General features: G+C 44.9%; 18 protein-coding genes. 2 read left to right on the forward strand and 16 right to left on the reverse strand.

Features of this window, described 5'->3' with window-relative positions; translation table 11 throughout:
- Positions 1–12: 12 nt before the first annotated feature.
- The 5 genes from MHH57_RS14885 to MHH57_RS14905 form a co-directional block, all read right to left on the reverse strand.
- Positions 13–1,404, reverse strand: coding sequence for a dihydrolipoamide acetyltransferase family protein (locus tag MHH57_RS14885; protein WP_340932510.1), 1,392 nt, complete (start codon positions 1,402–1,404; stop codon positions 13–15).
- Positions 1,405–1,491: 87 nt separating this feature from the next.
- Positions 1,492–2,478: an alpha-ketoacid dehydrogenase subunit beta gene (locus MHH57_RS14890; protein ID WP_029517282.1), complete on the reverse strand. Its 987-nt coding sequence runs from the start codon at positions 2,476–2,478 to the stop codon at positions 1,492–1,494.
- Positions 2,479–2,480: 2 nt separating this feature from the next.
- Positions 2,481–3,509 carry a thiamine pyrophosphate-dependent dehydrogenase E1 component subunit alpha gene (locus tag MHH57_RS14895; protein ID WP_029517281.1) on the reverse strand — a complete coding sequence of 343 codons (1,029 nt, stop codon included), beginning with the start codon at positions 3,507–3,509 and terminating at the stop codon, positions 2,481–2,483.
- 140 nt (positions 3,510–3,649) lie between these two features.
- A complete protein-coding gene (lpdA, locus tag MHH57_RS14900; RefSeq protein WP_342434261.1) occupies positions 3,650–5,071 on the reverse strand; it encodes a dihydrolipoyl dehydrogenase in 1,422 nt (473 codons plus the stop codon).
- A 126-nt stretch (positions 5,072–5,197) separates the two neighbouring features.
- Positions 5,198–5,431 carry a hypothetical protein gene (locus tag MHH57_RS14905; protein WP_013310799.1) on the reverse strand — a complete coding sequence of 78 codons (234 nt, stop codon included), beginning with the start codon at positions 5,429–5,431 and terminating at the stop codon, positions 5,198–5,200.
- Between the two features lie 208 nt (positions 5,432–5,639).
- Here MHH57_RS14905 and MHH57_RS14910 point away from each other — a divergent pair, with 208 nt between their 5' ends.
- Positions 5,640–6,236 carry a thymidine kinase gene (locus MHH57_RS14910; RefSeq protein WP_023989232.1) on the forward strand — a complete coding sequence of 199 codons (597 nt, stop codon included), beginning with the start codon at positions 5,640–5,642 and terminating at the stop codon, positions 6,234–6,236.
- A 171-nt stretch (positions 6,237–6,407) separates the two neighbouring features.
- Positions 6,408–7,184, forward strand: a complete 777-nt coding sequence (locus MHH57_RS14915) for a sporulation protein (RefSeq protein ID WP_029517278.1) — start codon at positions 6,408–6,410, stop codon at positions 7,182–7,184.
- A 106-nt stretch (positions 7,185–7,290) separates the two neighbouring features.
- Here the strand turns inward: MHH57_RS14915 and MHH57_RS14920 are convergent, their stop codons facing one another.
- The 11 genes from MHH57_RS14920 to dxs form a co-directional block, all read right to left on the reverse strand.
- On the reverse strand, positions 7,291–7,695 hold the full coding sequence (locus tag MHH57_RS14920; RefSeq protein WP_029517277.1) for a hypothetical protein: 405 nt from the start codon (positions 7,693–7,695) through the stop codon (positions 7,291–7,293).
- Positions 7,696–8,063: 368 nt separating this feature from the next.
- On the reverse strand, positions 8,064–8,567 hold the full coding sequence (locus MHH57_RS14925; protein WP_342434262.1) for a hypothetical protein: 504 nt from the start codon (positions 8,565–8,567) through the stop codon (positions 8,064–8,066).
- Positions 8,568–8,730: 163 nt separating this feature from the next.
- Positions 8,731–10,431: a methyl-accepting chemotaxis protein gene (locus tag MHH57_RS14930; protein WP_342434263.1), complete on the reverse strand. Its 1,701-nt coding sequence runs from the start codon at positions 10,429–10,431 to the stop codon at positions 8,731–8,733.
- Between the two features lie 300 nt (positions 10,432–10,731).
- A complete protein-coding gene (locus MHH57_RS14935) occupies positions 10,732–11,481 on the reverse strand; it encodes a class I SAM-dependent methyltransferase (protein ID WP_342424982.1) in 750 nt (249 codons plus the stop codon).
- 379 nt (positions 11,482–11,860) lie between these two features.
- Entirely contained in the window at positions 11,861–12,664 is an 804-nt protein-coding gene (spo0A, locus tag MHH57_RS14940) for a sporulation transcription factor Spo0A (RefSeq protein ID WP_029517271.1), read from the reverse strand.
- Between the two features lie 216 nt (positions 12,665–12,880).
- The gene (gene spoIVB / locus MHH57_RS14945; RefSeq protein ID WP_069012724.1) at positions 12,881–14,041 is read right to left on the reverse strand and encodes a SpoIVB peptidase; all 1,161 of its coding nucleotides are present in this window, start codon (positions 14,039–14,041) and stop codon (positions 12,881–12,883) included.
- A 123-nt stretch (positions 14,042–14,164) separates the two neighbouring features.
- The gene (gene recN, locus MHH57_RS14950) at positions 14,165–15,883 is read right to left on the reverse strand and encodes a DNA repair protein RecN (protein WP_342434264.1); all 1,719 of its coding nucleotides are present in this window, start codon (positions 15,881–15,883) and stop codon (positions 14,165–14,167) included.
- 58 nt (positions 15,884–15,941) lie between these two features.
- The gene (argR, locus tag MHH57_RS14955; RefSeq protein ID WP_013310809.1) at positions 15,942–16,391 is read right to left on the reverse strand and encodes a transcriptional regulator ArgR; all 450 of its coding nucleotides are present in this window, start codon (positions 16,389–16,391) and stop codon (positions 15,942–15,944) included.
- 16 nt (positions 16,392–16,407) lie between these two features.
- The gene (locus MHH57_RS14960) at positions 16,408–16,884 is read right to left on the reverse strand and encodes a hypothetical protein (protein WP_029517268.1); all 477 of its coding nucleotides are present in this window, start codon (positions 16,882–16,884) and stop codon (positions 16,408–16,410) included.
- Between the two features lie 155 nt (positions 16,885–17,039).
- Positions 17,040–17,891, reverse strand: coding sequence for a TlyA family RNA methyltransferase (locus tag MHH57_RS14965; protein ID WP_029517267.1), 852 nt, complete (start codon positions 17,889–17,891; stop codon positions 17,040–17,042).
- Between the two features lie 76 nt (positions 17,892–17,967).
- A complete protein-coding gene (dxs, locus tag MHH57_RS14970) occupies positions 17,968–19,866 on the reverse strand; it encodes a 1-deoxy-D-xylulose-5-phosphate synthase (RefSeq protein ID WP_029517266.1) in 1,899 nt (632 codons plus the stop codon).
- Between the last annotated feature and the right edge of the window lie 15 nt (positions 19,867–19,881).

Below are 19,881 nucleotides of genomic sequence, written 5' to 3' on the forward strand. Positions count from 1 at the left end.
CTGTTCGGATGATTAGTACAGCTTCGTATCCAAAGTGTAGCCTTCAAGATTTTCTTTAACCCGTTGCAAGAATCGTCCACAGATCACTCCATCCAAAATACGATGATCCAGCGACAAGCACAAATTAGCCATTGAGCGAACTGCAATCATATCATCGATAACCACGGGTCTTTTGACAATGGATTCAAAGGTAAGAATTGCAGCCTGCGGATAGTTAATCACCGGATAAGATAAAATGGAACCAAAGGAGCCTGTGTTGTTTACAGTGAACGTTCCGCCTTGCATGTCGTCCAATTTGAGCGTGCCTTCCCGGGTTTTACGTGCCAAATCGTCAATTTCACGAGCTAATCCAGCAATATTTTTCTGATCCGCTTTTTTAATAACAGGGGTAAGAACGGAGTCCTCTGTACCCACGGCTAGCGAAATATTGATGTCTCTTTTGACGATAATTTTATCCACTGCCCAGACCGAATTCATAATCGGATATTCCTTGATTGCATTCACGACTGCTTTCATGAGGAAAGCCAGATACGTAATATTAATTCCTTCTTTTTGCTTAAATTCGTTTTTAATCTTGTTGCGGAGCATCACCAGATTGGTCACATCCACCTCAATCGTCGTCCATGCATGTGGAATTTCCGAAACGCTTTGTCGCATATTGCGAGCAATTGCACTGCGAATGGGTGTAACATCAATAAAATACTCGGATCTGTTATTGTTGCCACCCTCAACTTCGATCACAGGAGCTTTTGGAGCCTCCGTCAAATGAATCCCACTGTTACGAACCGGAATAGCAGGGTCCATATTTTGAATCGGTGTACTGTACTGAGGGGCAGACTGCTGTCTTCCTGCAAAAGGAGAGCCTTGTCCTGTTGCCGTCACAGTCGGCTGTCCAGATGCTCCAGTGGCAGCGGAACTGCCCCGCTGCACATAATTCAGCACGTCTTTGCGGGTAATTCGTCCCCCCATGCCCGTGCCTGGTACTTGGCTTAAGTCCACATTATGCTCAGCAGCCAGGGTTTGCACCGCTGGGGAAAACCGTCCTCTCATGGACTGATCCGATCCAGCACTCTGCTGAGTTTGTGTTTGTACGGTGCTTTGAGATGCTGGTGCAACAGGTGTCGCCCCTGATGCCACTGCAGGTGCAGCCGACTTCGTCTGAATACGGCAAATTAACTCACCTACCGCTACTGTCTGACCTTCCTCTGCCAACAGATCACCCATAATGCCGTCCAATGTGGATGGAATTTCTGCATTCACTTTATCTGTAATAACCTCGCAAATCGGCTCGAATTGCTCTACCGTTTCCCCAGGTTGTTTGAGCCATTTGGCAATTGTCGCCGATACGAGCGATTCTGCCAATTGTGGCATGGTCACGTCGTTCCATTGTGTTTGGTCTGACATTTTTTCAACTCCTTAACATCATAGAAGGGCGCGTTTTACCGCTACCCCACTACACTTTTGGAATGCTTTCGTCCAATCTTCCCTATATTAATACATTGCAAGACGGCGCATGGCTTCCTTCACTTTATCCTTGTTTAACATATAAAACTTCTCCATCGGTGGGCTAATCGGCATGGCTGGCACATCAGGAGCACATAGGCGCTCAATCGGTGCATCCAGCTCGAACAGACATTCCTCATTAATAATAGCCGATACCTCGGCACCGATGCCGCCCGTTTTGTTGTCCTCATGCACGATTAATACCTTACCCGTATGTCGTGCAGCCTCAACAATGGCTTCGCGGTCCAGCGGTTGGAGTGTGCGCAAATCCACAACCTGTGCAGTAATGCCCTCTTCCTTCTCCAATTCCTCAGCAGCCTGCATGACAAAATGCAAAGGCTGGCTATAACCGATGACCGTAATATCGTCACCCTCACGTAATAGATTAGCCTTGCCAATCGGAACGATATAATCATCCTCAGGCACTTCACCCTTGATCAGCTTGTAGGATTTTTTATTTTCAAAAAATAGCACTGGATCAGGGTCACGAATGGCTGCTTTCAGCAATCCTTTTGCGTCATAAGGTGTAAATGGAGCAACAATTTTCAAACCCGGCGTACCAAAAAAGATAGATTCTGGACACTGAGAGTGATACAAACCGCCAAAGATCCCTCCACCGATTGGTGCGCGAATTACAACAGGACAGTTCCAATCGTTGTTAGAGCGGTAGCGGATTTTAGCTGCTTCACTAATAATCTGATTCGTCGCCGGAAGCATGAAGTCCGAATATTGCATTTCAGCAATCGGCTTCATTCCGTACATGGCTGCACCAATCGCTACCCCGGCAATAGCCGACTCAGCCAATGGCGTATCCATGACACGTTGCTCACCGAATTGGTCCATCAGTCCCTTTGTCGTTGTAAAGACACCGCCCTTCACCCCAACATCCTCACCTAATACAAAAACTGTTTCATCCTGCTCCATCTCTTCTTTCATCGCAAGACGAATCGCATCAATATATTCCATAATCGCCATCGTTACAGGCCCTCCCCATCGCTATCTGCATACACATGCAGCAGCGTATCTTCGGGCTTTGGAAAAGGCGCATTATCTGCATATTCAATCGCTTCCTTGATTTCGAGCAGCAGCTCAGCCGACAGATCCGCATCCTTGGCCTCATCCCAAATGCCGCATTCAATCAAGTAGCTTTTCATACGGGCTACGCCATCCTTGGCCCAATTCTCATCCACTTCCTCCTTGGTTCGGTAAGCCAGATCATTATCCGAGGTGGAGTGAGGAGACAGACGGTACATCATGGCTTCGATCAACGTAGGACCTTCACCACGGACAGCACGTTCCCGTGCTTCTTTCACCGCCGCATATACGGCCAACGCATCATTACCATCGACTCGAATCCCTGGGAATCCATATCCCAATGCACGGTCGCTTACCTTGCCTGCCAACTGTTTATGAATCGGAACCGATATCGCATATTGATTGTTCTCGCACATAATGATGACTGGCAGCTTCTGTACACCAGCAAAGTTACAGCCCTCGTGAAAATCTCCCTGATTGCTGGAGCCTTCCCCAAACGTAACAAATGATACAAAATCCTTTTTCTGCATTTTGGCAGCCAAAGCTACACCCACTGCATGCGGAACCTGTGTCGTTACTGGGCTGGAGCCTGTCACAATACGTAGCCGTTTACTACCAAAATGACCTGGCATCTGGCGACCACCGCTATTGGGATCATCTGCCTTAGCAAATGCCGACAGCATCAGTTCGCGCGGCGTCATTCCTACCGCAAGCACGAATCCATAATCCCGATAATAGGGAAGAAAATAGTCCTTTTCCCGGTCAAGGCCGAAAGCTGCACCTACTTGTGCCGCCTCCTGTCCAATGCCAGAAACGTGGAAATTAATTTTCCCTGCCCGTTGCAGGAGCATGTTGCGCTCGTCAAATCTTCTTGCGAGCAACATATATCTGTACATATCAATAACTTGTCCGTGAGTAAGTCCCAGCTGCTCATGTCTGAAGCCAGCGTCTACAGCGCCTTTAGAACTCATTGAGGCACCTCCTTAAGTGTCAAACATCCTACTTCCAGTACCTAGTACCATCTTGTCTTAAAACCTGGTACTAAACTCTGGCTAACCCCATTATAATCCTTTTCTGCCCAAAAAGAAAAGCACCGATTTATTTGAAAGGTCTATATGCCAATCGCCTGTCCATCAACGGCCAACATCGCTTCTCCCAAAATCTCCGACAACGTCGGATGCGGGTGAATAAGCTGTCCGACTTCCCACGGCGTAGCATCCAGCAGTTGCGCAAGAGCGGCCTCGCTGATCAGATCCGTCACATGCGTACCGATCATATGTACACCGAGAATATCATGGGTCTTCTCGTCGGCCACTACTTTGACGAAGCCGTCCCGACTGCCGTATACTAGCGATTTTCCGATAGCTTGAAAAGGAAATTTCCCTGTCTTCACCTGATGTCCACGCTCACGGGCTTCTTGCTCCGTTAAGCCGACACTCGCGGCTTCAGGCCGTGTATAAATACACCGCGGAATCAGATGGTTAGGTACACTGTGAAACTCTTCGCCCGCCAGATGATGAACCGCCTGCAAACCTTCATGGCTTGCCGCATGCGCCAGTTGTAAGCCGCCGATACAATCTCCAATGGCGTAAATATGTGGCTCATTCGTCTGCAAATGCTCATTAACCGAGATAAAGCCATGCTCTACGCGGATATCCGTATTTTCCAGCCCGATATTTTCCACATTGGCCTGACGCCCTACAGAAATGAGCAATTTGGAAGCGCTGAGGGTTTCGGTTTCTTCCCCTTTTTGCACGTCAATCTGTACGCCTTCCTCATCTTTGTCGTATGTTTTAGCCAGCACTTGTGAACCCGTCAGCACCTTGACACCACGCTTGGTTAACAAGCGCTGCATTTCACGCGAAACGTCTTCGTCTTCCGTGGGGATGAGGCGATTCGCGGCTTCAACCACCGTAACCTCTACGCCAAAATCATTTAGCATGGAAGCCCACTCCACGCCAATCACACCACCGCCCACGATAATCAGGGATGCGGGTAGCTCCTCCATCGTTAACGCTTCGTCACTGCTCAGAATAAATTCGCCATCTGGCTCTAGCCCGGACAGCACACGCGGGCGTGATCCCGTTGCAATAATGAGATGTGCAGGAACAATCGTCTCCATCTCGCCATCTTCTAATTCCACAGCAACTGCCCCGCTTTTTGGAGAAAATATAGACGGCCCAATCACGCGTCCCTTACCGCTCAGCACCGTAATTTTATTTTTACGCATCAAAAATTGAACGCCCTGATGCAACTGCTCCACAACGGCTTCCTTACGCTCCTGAACCTTGGGAAATACAAGCTGTGCTCCCGATGTCTCAATACCGTATTGTGCACTTTCCTTAATTGTCGCATATACTTCCGCACTGCGCAGCAAGGCCTTACTCGGAATGCAACCACGGTGCAGACAGGTTCCGCCAAGCTTGTCCTTTTCGATGATAACCACTTCTTTGCCAAGCTGGGCGGCACGAATAGCTGCTACATACCCCCCGGTTCCTCCACCCAAAATAGCGACATCACAATGTATAGTCATGTTTCTCCTCCATTAACAATTGATTATATATAGCTTATTGTACTCTCTTTATTTCACTGTACAAAATATAGCGTTTAGGCATAGGCTACAAAAAAGTTAACCCTTTAATCTAGATCTCTTTCCATATCATTCATACAGCGCATCTCGTAATTTGGTAGACATCCTTGGACTTTGTGCTGATTTGGCTCGCAGCGCCTTGCGAAATGATTCATTTTGCTTGCGCAGAAAGTTCAGCTCTGTCTCCAGCTCAGTGATGAGTTCTAGAGCTTGCGGGCTGATAAGCCCTTGCTCCAGTAATGCTCCTTTTTTGGCACTATAATCCGTATTTTTTTCGTCCATGCCTTTCACTCTTCCCTTCATTCCACTACGCTTCACCATATCATGCCCGCGGCGGCAGAGCAATGACGACCACATTTACGTTTTAGGAATGGACATACAAAAACATGTCGAAAATCAATATATTTTCTCTAGTCTGTATACGGCTGGTTATGGTAATCTATAATGGCGTTTTCTTTCGGAGAAGAAGATTAACAGTGTTATGTACATGTTAGAGAGAGGGGAATTCGCTTTGCCTACAGGACGAATTACGATTATTACAGGCCCCATGTTCAGTGAAAAATCCGGCGAATTGATTCGCCGCTGTCAAAAACTAATCCAATACGGGCATCGTAAAGTGGTCGCTTACAAACCCGCTGAAGATAACCGTTATGCCGAGGACGAAATAGTAAGCCGGATCGGATATCGCCTGCCCGCTATCTCTATCCCCAGAAAACTCACAGATGAGCTCGTTCAGCGTATTTTGCAAGAAACGAAAGATGCCGATGTGGTTGCCTTTGACGAAGTCCAGTTTTTCAGTCGTCATATTATGTCGCTCGTACAAGAGCTAGCTTATTGCGGCAAGCATGTCATTGCCGATGGGCTGAATCTGGATTACCGAGGCAAGGAATTCGGCTATGTCGGTGGTCTGCTCGCCATGGCGGATGACATCGAGAAGCTGACTTCCTTTTGCGCTGTATGTGGCAGCTCGGAAGCAGTATTTACGCAACGTATGGTAAATGGTAAACCTTCCACTGTGGGACCTATTGTGATGATCGGCGACTCTGAGGCTTATGAGCCTCGTTGTCGAAATTGCTTTATACCTCCTCATAAAGTGAACTGCGATTAGTAGACAGATGGATCGACAAACTGCAATATGCCTACGTGAGTACCAGTGACTTTTTTCTTGCATTTTTTTGGAACGATTCGAATCATTCCCCCGTATATCCGGTTAAGCTGTACAAGTTTTTAGTCTTCGTTTGTATATCATGACCATGAGATTATATGGGGGGAAGGAATAATGAGTTTCTTTAACAAAATCTTAGCAAGCGCAGGAATCGGTTCAGCTAAAGTTGATACGCTGGTGGATCAAGCCGTATATGTGCCTGGGGAAGAACTTAGTGGCGTCATGCGCATCAAAGGCGGCAAAATTGATCAGGAAATCGGCAAAATTGACATCGAGCTCAAGACTGAATATATCGTGGAGCACGATGATAAAAAAACTACCACCACCTGCTGCATTGCACGAATTAAGGTATCTGACGGCTTTCATCTAGAGCAAGGACAAGAGCTTGAAATTCCTTTTTCCTTCAGATTGCCGTTGGAAACTCCTGTTACTCACGCCAAACAGCCCGTCTGGCTGGAAACAGCATTAGATATTGGCATGGCTTTGGACCCGACCGATCGTGATTCACTCAAAATTGAGCCACATCCCTATATGAATACAGTGTTTGAGGCGGTTCACCTGTTGGGTTTCCGATTCCGCTCCTCCTCATGCGAACGTCACCCCAAGCTTGGACGCAGTGTTCCATTCGTGCAGGAGTTTGAATTTACGCCCGGCTCGGAATATGCACGGGATATCGAGGAACTAGAGTTGGTTATGCAGTTGGAACCCGAGGGTGTGCATGTGCTTGTAGAAGTAGACCGCAGGGGCAGAGGGTTGTCTGGTTGGCTGGAGAGTGCCTTTGATATGGATGAGCGTCATGCCTGGTTGAGCTTAAGCCGGGAAGAGCTATCCTATGGACCAGATCACATAGCAGATGCGCTTGAGGAATTAATTGACAGGCAACTTAGATAACAATGTAGAACATAGGCAAAAAACTCCTAACCAATTACTACATGGGTTGGGAGTTTTTATTAGTTTAAGAATTCTCTTAATGATGGTCCTCAACAGTCTGTATAGACTAAAGTGGCAACATATCTTGTCTTTCCGCCTTATGTTTACACTCTTTGCAGACCCCATACAGCGATCCATTGTCATCCGCATAGAAGGTTAATTTCTCTTCTTTTTTACAAAAGGAACATTTTTGCTTGCCAGTGCCCTGGATTGAGTCAGACAGTCCAAATCCAGTTTGGGCCTGAATACCTGCTGCTTTTGTATTCACGCGTGAACCGGAAGACCCTTTAGACTTAGATTCATTTCCAGTGCGGGATTGTCGAGCAGACTTACGAGGACGAAATTCAACGACATTACTGCCCCGCTGTTCATTCACTTGTTTGTTGCTGCTGCGATTACGCCTTGCTTTAACAATCAAACCCAATGCCACCAACAACACGCCGAAGAACACCCAAGTCAGACTATTCCACATGCTCTCATCCCCGCCTTTGCTTTAGAATCAATTGGGTTAATACCACTAGCCCGTTCAATGCGATGACTTAGCCTATAGTTTTATTCATTACAATATACCCGTGTGTACAGCCTCTGTGCTGTTCATCCAATGCCTACCCACATAAAAACCGTACCCTCCAATGCAACATCCGACTCACCTCTTAGCAAGAAATTGAGCATGTTAGGTAAATCATCTTCTCCTGAGGAGTACATTGACCGTTTTACAAATTGTACATCATCCTTTTGAAAAACGATAATATCTACTCTATGGAAATCGTTCTCCTTATCAAAATGCTTATCTACTGCTCAATGGTGAGAACAAGAACAAAAATGCCTCAGATGGCTACATTACTCCCCTTGATAATAAAAATCAATGAATCTTTTCGTCAACGGATTAAACTTATCAAAGCGTTTGCGATGCGGTAAAAAACCTGACTTATGTACTTGTTCTGCTAGTGTTTCTACATGTTCAAATCGCTTGAAAAAAGGCAACGCGAAAGTGTAGATATCTTCAATAATCTCTTGGATCACGCGCTCTCTTTCTGCTTCTGTGGACACAAGGTAATCCCTGTTTTCCGTATATTTCTTGGTCAAAGCAATCAACTCACTGTGAAAACAAGCCCCCGTACTATACTTCTTTTTTATTTCTTTGGATTCCACGATAATATAAACTTTTAATGCACCATATTTAGTCGCACCAAAATAAATTTCAAATATAAATTCCTTGGTGTCTTTTTTCAAAACTTTTCTGCTTTTCAGATATTTAAAATCATTCAAAAATGGTGTAGCTATAATTTTATCTATCGCTAACTGACGTAGGTCACTTGCTTTAAGTTCAGTCTTATTGTTCATGACGTCACTCCAACCCAAAGAATTTCCCACCATTATATCATATCATTCCAATTACAGGCTCTTCTTATCTTCCACTCTTTGATCGCAATGTATTAATAAGAAACAGAAAAAAGCCGCTCACATAGAGCAGCTATTCTCTGAAACATAAAAAGCAGTATATGGATTATACTTTGAATTTACCAATTTGCCCTTGCAGATCTTCTGCCATTTTGGACAAGTTTCTTGCAGAGGAAGCAATTTCCTCCATCGATGCCAGCTGTTCTTGAGTCGCAGCAGACACGTGCTGTGTCCCGGCTGCAGCCTCTTCAGCAATTGCTGAAATTTGTTTAACAAAGCCAACAATCTCATCGGTACTTGCAGACATTTGCTCCGATCCAGCAGAGACCTCTTCAATTTCACTGGCCACTTTATTGACGGTTTCCTGAATGAGTTCAAACGATGCGCCTGCATTTTGTACAACTTCACGCCCTGTCATGACATCCTTCCCGTTGGATGCTACCGCCTCAATTGCATGGGAAGTATCCTTTTGAATCAATCCCACAAGCTCCGTAATTTGTTGAGCAGAGTGAGCTGATTGTTCGGCCAACTTGCGAACTTCGCCTGCAACTACAGCAAATCCGCGACCATGTTCCCCTGCGCGGGCCGCTTCAATCGCAGCGTTCAAGGCAAGAAGGTTGGTCTGACTAGAAATATTGGTGATAACATCAATGATCTTGCCAATTTCGTCTGAGCGCTCTCCCAATCCACCCATGAGATCTGCTAATCCATTCATGGAATCATTCACGGCATTCATCTGCGTAACTGCCTGCTGAATCATCTGGTTACCTTCAGCCGATTTATGGGCTGCATCTTGCGCAGATGCGAATACATTTTGCGCGCGGATGGCGATTTGCTCAACACCGATAGACATTTCCTCAATAGCTTGGGACGATTTCGTCACCATATCCACCTGGTCTCCTGTTCCAGTAGCTACTTCTTGCACCGTTTCGGTTATTTGTGCAGAAGCTTGGCTGTTTTGCTCTGCACTGGCCGTCAATTCTTCTGAGGAAGTGGTTACCAACTCAGTCGTCTTACTCACAGATTGAATCAGTTCACGAAGGTTCTCAACCATAACATTGAAGGAATGTGCCAATGTACTGATCTCGTCCTTGCCCTTCACATCGATAGCTTCACTTGTAAGATCACCCGATGCAATACTTTCAGCAGCACGACTGATCCGCAAGATAGGTTTAGAAATGATTTGGGCTATGATGATTGCCATGATCAATGCTAATATAACGGCTGCTATACTCAAAACGATGACCAATTGTCTCCCTGAAATAAAGTTATCAACAGCTTCTTTCGTAGTCTGTTTAGATCCGTCTGCATTCAATTTAATGAGCTGACTGATCATATCGTTTGAACTATACCATAACTTATAGGACTCTTGATGAAGGATGCTTGATTGAGTGTAATCATTAGCTTTACCCGCTTCAATCACTTCTGGCAACTTAGCCAAATACTCCGTATAATTTTTGGAGAATTCTTCATACATTTCGCGTTCTTTAGGGGTAGCAATTAATTTTTCGTATGTTTTTCGGCCGTCCTCAACCTTTTTTAGAACCTTATCAAATTCGGCCTGAACCTTCTCCATTTCCTCCGCGTCGCGTTCTACAATAATGTTTAATGAGATCCGCTCTACATCAGATATATCACCATTTAGTGTTCCCAGGATAGTCACACTTGGCATCCAATGGCTATCTATTTCCATCGAAGTGTCGCCTAAATTTTTCATTTTTGAGATAGATGTTGTACTAATGACAATCAATAATATTATTACCGCAAGAAAACCCAATATCAATTTTGTTCGAATGTTAAATTTCATATATTCGCTCCTCAGTTCTCTTTATATTAGATACTATATCGACAAGAAACGACACATAGTTTATATCAAAATTAAAGAGAATTTCAGAACTGTCTACAAAAGGAAAATTTTTCTTTGTGATGGTTAGCGGAACTAATTCAGGTTTATATTATATACCTCTTGTAGAGTATTATGTTTTATAATTCCCAACAATTGTACCGTCATATATAGCAAGAGAGATGCTGCAAATCTTTATTCACTTATTGCATCAAACTTCTAAGTTTAAAAAAAAGATACCCAAAACGGGTATCTCTTTATGTTTTACTTCCTAGCAATCACCATAAATCGTTCTGAATTTGTCCTTATTCCTATTTCGGTTTGGTTTTCCAAAATAAATTGTTGGAGTATTTGAAAATCAATTTCTTTTTCTCCGAAGTTAGGAACTATTGGAGTGTATTTCAAGAGAAATATTAAGTCTGCAGGAGTCTGATAATATTCGGTTGCATTGAATTCAAATGACTGTATGTCGTTAAAGCCCGCATCACTTAATTCCGTAATATATTTAGCTTTTAACGAGTCTTTCTTAGCACCCCATGCCTGTCCTCTTCCAAACGCTTCTTTAATATTTAATTTGTCGTTTTCGCTTACTTGCTGTGTCAGGAACATACCACCCTTTACTAACACCTTTTCTATTTCTTTTGCATAAAAACATGAGTGTCGAGAAGAGATTACATTAAAGAAGTTCTCAGGAAAATTTAGATTTTCAGCACCCATCTGGAGAAAACGAACATTTGCTATGTCTGATTCAGCAGAATTCTTGGTTGCTGTTTCAATCATTCCGGTGGAATAGTCAATCCCAACTAGAAGTAATGCAGAATCTGCTATTGATAAAATGGCTTCCCCGCCGCCAGTACCGATGTCAAGCAATATGTCCGACTTCTTGCATGTCTTCGCTACTTCATTGTAGAAGTCCCATTTTACGCCTTTGGAGATACATTTCACGTTACTGAAATCCCATCCGTTGATTTTTCCAATCTTATCATAAAACTCTTTATACTCTATTGAATTCATTTACTTTTCACCTTCCAAATAAGGATAAAAGCTACGGGCTAGCAGACCGATATTCAAAATTTTAGTTTGTTTAGTCAAAAGGATAGACTCCCCCCTTGACGGCTGGTACGCGTTTTTTCCAACCCGGAAACTAAATACTTCGAACAGTACGGAAAGACATCCGATTCACCTCATTTGAAAGATTGTTTTAATTATAAAAAATACCGCTCCTTTACTGGTGTCTGGAAGAACCAATAAAAAGGCGGTATTAGTTGTCCACTATTCAGAAGTATATCGGTATCGGGACGGCTGTTGTGGAGATTCGTAGCCGTCCCTACAATTATCATTGATAAACGTCAAAACCCAAGAATTCCTTGCTTCATCAATCATTCTGGCCCTTTCAGGACACCTTGTTCTCAATTCTCAGCTTATCTGCCACCATCGCTATGAACTCTGAATTGGTTGGTTTGGACTTACTGATATTAATGGTGTAACCGAACAGGTGTGAAATGCTGTCGATATTTCCGCGGGTCCATGCTACCTCGATAGCATGACGAATGGCGCGTTCTACGCGAGATGCCGTCGTTTTGAACTTTTCGGCAATTGCCGGATATAATGTTTTGGTGATGGCTCCTAAAATTTCGATATTATTGTACACCATCGTAATGGCTTCACGTAAATATTGATAGCCCTTGATGTGAGCTGGTACACCAATTTCATGTATGATGGCCGTGATACTGGCATCCAGGTTTTTCGTCTTACCCATAGGTACAACGTTGGACCGCATGGATGAAATGGTCACCGGACTGCTGTTAACTAACTGAGGTCCCACCAATTGGCGAACACGGTTAGCCAGCACTTCCATGTCAAACGGCTTCAAAATATAATAAGATGCCCCGAGCTGTACGGCCCTCTGTGTAATATTTTCTTGACCGAATGCAGTCAGCATAATGATTTTCGGCTGTGGAGTCAGGTTCATTTCTCTCAAACGCTCCAATACACCCAGACCATCCAGATGAGGCATAATAATATCCAAAATAAGTACATCAGGTATGTTGCGGGATTCTGCGATGCGTTGGAGCACTTCTTCGCCGTTATAGGCGATTCCTGTAACTTCCATATCCTCCTGATCGGAAATATATTCAGCAAGCAAATTCGTAAATTCCCGGTTGTCATCAGCCAACAATACCTCAATTTTTTGCAATGTACTTCCTCCTCATTGAGTGATATTCCATTGTGATATCTGTTTACAGTATATAAATATTTCTTGTCGGAGTATATGATTTCGACATCGAATTATGAATTCCTTCTGTCGAAAATTATTTTTATTTATTTTTTTTATAGTTTCTATTATAATTGATTCTTTATCTTGCAATTATGAGCTATTCCCCTGCTTTTCGACAAAAAAATCTTAAGGCCACTAGCTCGCCTTAAGATTAGAAGATGATTTTAAGCTTACGTTATTCTGCATGATTCCTGCATCGCGCAGCATCCATTCGATAAAACAACCGTAACCTGATTTAGGATCATTCACAAATACATGTGTTACAGCCCCGATAAGCTTACCATTTTGGATGATCGGACTACCGCTCATTCCTTGCACGATTCCCCCGGTCTTATCCAACAGCTTTGGATCTACAATACGAATCACAAGTCCTTTGGTTGCCGGTTTGTCCTGCTGAGAAATGTGTACAATTTCCGCCTGAAACCGCTGAATTTGTTGACCTTCCAGTACAGTCAAAATTTCTGCAGGTCCTTCCTTTACTTCATTCGCAAGAGCCACCGGAATAGGAGTCGAATACAATCCATATTGCGGCTCATCTGACATTTTCCCAAAGATTCCGAAATTCGTATTTCGTTCAATATTTCCTAATACCCGATGATCTTTGAGAAAATGAGCGCGTTTTTCTCCTGGTTCCCCACTTTGGCTTTTCGCAATTGATGTCACATTGGACTGCACAATCTCTCCGCTTCCCACGACAATAGGGGTTTGGGTATTCATATCGGTAATTACGTGGCCCAAGGCCCCGTATACACCTTGGTCTGGTGCGTAAAACGTTAATGTACCTACACCTGCAGCCGAGTCCCTAATATACAACCCAAGCCGCCATGCTTTATCATCCTGATCATATGCTGGTGTTAACTTGGTGGAAATGGTCTGCTCACCTCGACAAAGCGTAATGTCGAGCGCCTTTTTATTCTTACCTGCTTCGTCTACTACTTCAGCAACCCTTGCCAGGCTATTGAGTGGTTTGCCGTTCATGTGTGTAATCCGATCCCCTAGGCGAATCCCCGCTGTTTCACCAGGTGATACCTTACGATCATTACTTTCCTGAATGATATGGTGACCGACGACAAGCACTCCTGAAGATTTTACTTTAACCCCAATCGTCTGCCCTCCCGGGTATACTTTTAAATCGGGAATTACACTTTCTTGGGTTGTCCTCACGCTTTTAGAACCGAACAAATCCAAAGAAGCTTGTGGAGGCAGCGCTGCTTGCACATGCTGAGCGTTACCGATAGAACACATAAGAAAAACAAGCAAAAGACCGAGCAATTTGATCCTGGAGTAAAAATTCAATGGCTGTCACGCTCCCTTTGCTTCTTTCGCTTGACGAGTAAAGGTGGTCGCCAATTGCGTACCTATAAGGTAACCTTGCCCCCAGGCTTTTATAACTGTTAAACATTACGCCGGCCGCTCTTTTCAGGCTTTCTTTCCTTCCGCCAAATTCAGCATTTCCTGTGCGTGATGCAATGTTTTTTCGGTAATTTCCACACCGCCCAGCATCCGTGCCAATTCTTTAACACGCCCGTCCTCCGTAAGTCCCTCAATTTGAGTCATGGTCCGTCCGTCATGAACATTTTTCTCAATAAGGTACTGATGATCTGCCATACATGCCACCTGTGGCAAATGAGTAATGGAGAACACCTGACAAACGGAAGATAAAAGATATAGCTTCTCGGCAATGGATTGAGCTGCACGACCACTCACCCCAGTATCCACCTCGTCAAAAATGAGTACTGGAATTTGATCATGACGCGCAAAAATACTTTTCATCGCCAACATGATACGTGATAGCTCACCGCCTGAAGCGATCTTACCAAGTGGACGTAATGGCTCACCTGGATTAGGGGAAATAAGAAATTCAGCATTATCAATGCCCTGCTTGGTAGGTCTTACCTTCAGACCTTTGTACTCATATCCGCGTGGATCTTCAATTGGATCAATGCGCACCTTGAGTGACGTTCTTTCCATCTGTAGGTCTTTTAACTCCTGCTCCACTTGCTCTGCAAGCTCTTCAGCGCAAATTTCACGTGCTTCTGTAAGCTCTTCCGAAATCTCAAGCAAATCGGACAGCAACTCGTCCCGTTTTGCAATGAGCTGCTCCAGCCGCTCATCTTTATTTTCCAGCAGATCGGTTTCCTGCTCAATACGGCTATAGTATTCCAAAATCTGCTCTATACTATCACCATATTTTCGCTGTAATCCGGTAATTTGATTCAAACGTTGTTCCACTTCATGCAGCTTGCCTGGATTAAATTCAATATCCTCACGATAAGAACGTAATTGGAATGCTGCGTCCTCCAACTGGTAAAAAGCAGACTGAATCTGCTCTGCAATGGGCTGAAGGCTTTTGCTGTCATAGTTTTGGACATCGTTCAATCTGGACAACACGTTATTGATCGTATCCAGTCCACCTCTGCCGCTTAAGAGTTCGTATGCTCCTGATATCCCATCCATCATTTTCTCACTATGGGATAGCTTGACCCGTTCTTCTGCCAATAATTCATCTTCTCCCAATTTCAACTCCGCCGCAGCGATCTCTTCTAGTTGAAATCGGTACATATCCAAAAGCTGATAAGCCTTTTGACTGGAGCTTTGCAGTTCTCTTACTTCTTTTTCCGCTTTGACAAAAGCATTGTAACGCTCCCGATAAAGCGTTTTGACCTGACCGATCACCGAATCACCGAACGTATCCAGCAGCGCCAGATGGCGATCTGCACGTAGCAGGCTTTGATGCTCATGCTGCCCGTGTATATTGACGAGTTGTTCACCTACCTCACGCAGCATCGTTAAATTAACCATCTGGCCGTTAATTCGAGAAGAGCTTTTTCCCTGAACCGTAAGTTCACGACGAATTAGCAAATGCTCCTCCGCATTAGCCTTAATCCCTTGTTCCTCAAGTGTATTCCAAACGGGATGTTTTACTGGCAGTTCAAACAAGGCTTCCATCTCTGCTTTATCACAACCGTAACGTACTAAATCAGCAGAGCCCCTACCGCCTGCAATTAGCCCAAGCGCATCGATAATAATGGATTTACCAGCACCTGTTTCCCCGCTCAACACATGAAACCCTTTATAAAAATGAACATCGACGGCCTCTACGACCGCCAAATTCCGTATAGACAAAGTGACCAGCATCGTTCTTTCACCTCTATGATGTACAAATTAAAACGCCTAATATGCGTAGCCATTATAATTAGGAAATGTAGCCCATAAGACGATTCACGATAGCTTCGCTGTTTTCTTCCGATCGGCAAATAATCAAAATGGTGTCATCTCCACTAATCGTACCCATAATTTCGGACCATTCAATATTGTCCAATAAAGCAGCAATCGAGTTGGCTGTTCCCGGCAGACACTTCATCACAATCAGATTGGTTGTGTAGTCAATATGCAAAAAGTTATCAACCAACGTACGTTTCAGTTTCTGGGCTGGATTGTAGCGCTGATCTGAAGGCATCGAATATTTATATCTGCCATCGTCCATTGGGACCTTGATGAGCAGTAGCTCCTTGATATCACGCGATACGGTCGCCTGTGTGACCTGAAAACCAGCCTTACGCAATGCTTCAACCAGATCATCCTGCGTCTCAATCTCATGTTGTGAAATAATTTCCCTAATTTTAATATGTCGTTGACCCTTCATATAATCCTCCTATGGATTAACCTTCATATTCCTCTTCTTCGAGGTCTTCCACTAATGTAATAAGGCGAATACTTCGCTCGTCCGTATCAACGTACAATACACCCGCGCAACCCGGATAGAGCAATAAATACGGCATGAGCCTGTCCCTTAAATCAGGACCACTCCACTCCATTGGTTTCTTGCGGCGTGACGTTTTGACCATATATGTCGAACCGTTTCGTACAGCCACGTAGTCTATAAACAAACGGCTATACACGGTATGTCCGTTCACTTTAAAAGCAAGCGGTATTTTCATCTTCCCGCCCACTACTTCATATCCTGCTTCTTCGAGTAGGTGTGTGGCAGGTCCTTCGTCCAAGTCCTCGTTAATCGGTATCGTCTTTAGCACAAGCGGCTCTGGCTCCTTCAACCAGGCACGTAGGCTATACAAAGCCCATATTCCTAATATCACCCCGATCACAGCGATGATAACCGTATCATATCTTGTGTCCATGGACCGATCACCTCATGGACATATTCTAGGACAAGATGTAAAATCCCTTTTCCTTTGTACATCTCATTATAGGCGAACGTGAGTTCTATAATCAATCCCTCACACCAAAAAGAGGTTCCCTTAAGTTCACAGAACTCATGGAGAACCCCTGAATGTTACTTACGCGATGGACCATTATTAAAAGTCTGACCTGCTTCCTGAACGGTACGTTCAATCAGTGGTCTGAAATCCATCTTCTCCAACTGCGATTCTGCAGCAGGAAACCCATCCAAACGCCAATGCGCTAAAAATTCAATATTGCCTTCTCCACCTGTAATAGGTGAATAAGCCAAACCTTGCAGCGTAAGTCCAAGCTCATGTGCAAACATCAGAATGGTCTGCAACACTTCTTTATGCGTAGCAGGATCACGGACCACACCGGATTTTCCGACCTTTTCGCGTCCAGCTTCGAATTGCGGCTTGATTAGAGCTACAATATCAGCAGGTTGATGCAACAAGGCAAGCAACGGGGGCAAAATAATACGTAATGAAATAAAGGAAACGTCAATACTAGCAAAATTCGGCACGGAACCATTCAAATCCGCGGGTGTCATATATCTGAAATTCGTTTTCTCCATTACGCATACTCGTTCATCATTACGAAGCGACCAATCCAGCTGGTTATAACCCACATCAATGGCGTATACGTATTCAGCTCCATGCTGAAGCGCACAATCCGTAAAACCTCCAGTGGACGAGCCAATATCCAGCATTGTCCTGCCCTTCATATCCAGCTCAAATTGACGGATGGCCTTCTCCAGCTTCAATCCTCCACGGCTTACATACGGATGCACCGAACCCTTAACTTTAAGCTCGCTGGCGCGTGGTACCTTCATCCCCGCCTTCTCGATCCGTTCGCTGTCCGCCAGCACTAGCCCAGCCATAATCGCAGCTTTAGCTTTTTCACGGCTTTCAAAAAAGCCTTGTTCTACAAGTAATACATCAATGCGTTCCTTCGGAACAGACATGTTAATCTCCCTTTAGGCAGCCAGGCTGCTCTTGTCATACTTTTTATAAACGTCATGGTCTTCACTTCAAGTTACCCTATACAGATTGTCCCATGCCATATGCTGGCTCAGCAGCCCATTTACGCAACTTTAAGCATACATCTTCAATGGTGAGACCTACTTCAGCACGCTGCTCTTTGATGGAGCCATGCTCCACGAACAGATCGGGAATCCCCATTAGGCGCACCTGTGCCTCTTGTATTTCGGCTTTAGCGTAAAATTCCAGTACAGCGCTACCCAAGCTTCCTGCTTCAGAAGCTTCTTCCAATACGATCAGCTTCGTATGCTGACGAGCCAGCTCACGCAACATATCCTCGTCCAAAGGTTTCAGGAAACGAGCATTCACGACGCCCACTTGCAAACCTTCCCGTTTCATCGCCTCCGCAGCCTCTGTCGCCACCTGGAGCATCGGTCCTGATGCAATTACAGCAAAGCCCTCACCCTTACGCAGGAGCTCCCAACTGCCGATGGGAATAGCCTGTAATTCTTTATCCAACGGCACGCCAACCACATTAACACGTGGGTAACGATAAGCAATTGGACCATCTTCATAGTCGAGCGCTGTTTTCATCATATGACGTAGCTCGTTCTCATCCTTTGGCATCATAAGCACAAGATTGGGGATATGACGTAAGAATGCCACATCAAACACGCCATGATGAGTTTCCCCGTCAGCCCCAACAAAACCTGCACGGTCAATCGCGAACATTACGTTCGCATTATGACGACAGATATCATGCACAATCTGGTCATAAGCACGCTGCATAAAAGTGGAGTACACCGCAAACACCGGCTTCATCCCTTCCATTGCCAACGCAGCACACATGGTAGCTGCATGCTGTTCAGCAATGCCGACGTCAATCATACGGCTAGGAAACTCTTTACTAAACGGTACCAAACCTGATCCGCCAGGCATAGCGGGTGTGACCGCAACGATGCGCTCATCCTGCTCAGCCAGCTCAATCAACGTTCGACCGAAAATTTCCGTATACATCGGATTACCTACAGCTTTGAGTACCTGACCCGATTCAATTTTGTAGGGACTGATTCCATGCCATTTGTGTGAATCTGCTTCCGCAGGTTTATAGCCCTTGCCCTTGGTGGTTACGACATGCACCAATACAGGGCCAGTGACATTATCAGCCTGCTGGAAGGTTTCGATTAGCTTCGGCAAATCATGTCCGTCCACTGGACCGAGATACGTAAGTCCCAGCTCTTCAAACAGTACACCAGGCACCATCATATATTTAAGACTGTCCTTGACACGGCCAGCCGATTTGGCAAGTTTACCGCCGATCGCGGGTATTTTTTTCAGCAAAACTTCCAGCTCATCTTTTGCCCGCAAATAATGGCGGTCCGAGCGGATTTTACTCAAATAATTATGCATGGCCCCTACATTAGGTGCTATGGACATTTCGTTGTCATTCAGAATGACCATTAAATTTTTGCGCTCATGTCCGATATGATTCAACGCTTCGAAGGCCATCCCCCCAGTCAGCGCGCCGTCTCCGATCATTGCAATGACTTTATTGTCCTCGCCCTTCAAATCTCGAGCCAAAGCCATTCCCATTGCGGCCGACAGAGAAGTGCTGCTATGACCGGCTTCCCAAACATCATGCTCGCTCTCACTTCTTTTTACAAAACCACAAAGTCCATCACGCTGACGAAGTGTATCAAAACGGTCCATTCGCCCTGTCAATATTTTGTGTACGTAGGCTTGGTGCCCAACGTCATAAATCATCTTGTCCTTCGGACTGTTATAGCAATAATGCAGGGCGATCGTGAGCTCAACCACTCCCAGATTCGATGCCAGATGCCCCCCAGTCACGGACAGCTTCTCAATCAAAAAGCTCCTGATTTCCTCGGCTAGAGAAGCCAACTCCTCAACCGACAGTGATTTCAGATCGCCTGGTTGCTTTATGTGTGGAAGCAGCACGCATATCTCCCCGCT

The organism is Paenibacillus sp. FSL H7-0442 (genome assembly GCF_038593105.1).
GTDB lineage: Bacteria > Bacillota > Bacilli > Paenibacillales > Paenibacillaceae > Paenibacillus > Paenibacillus polymyxa_D.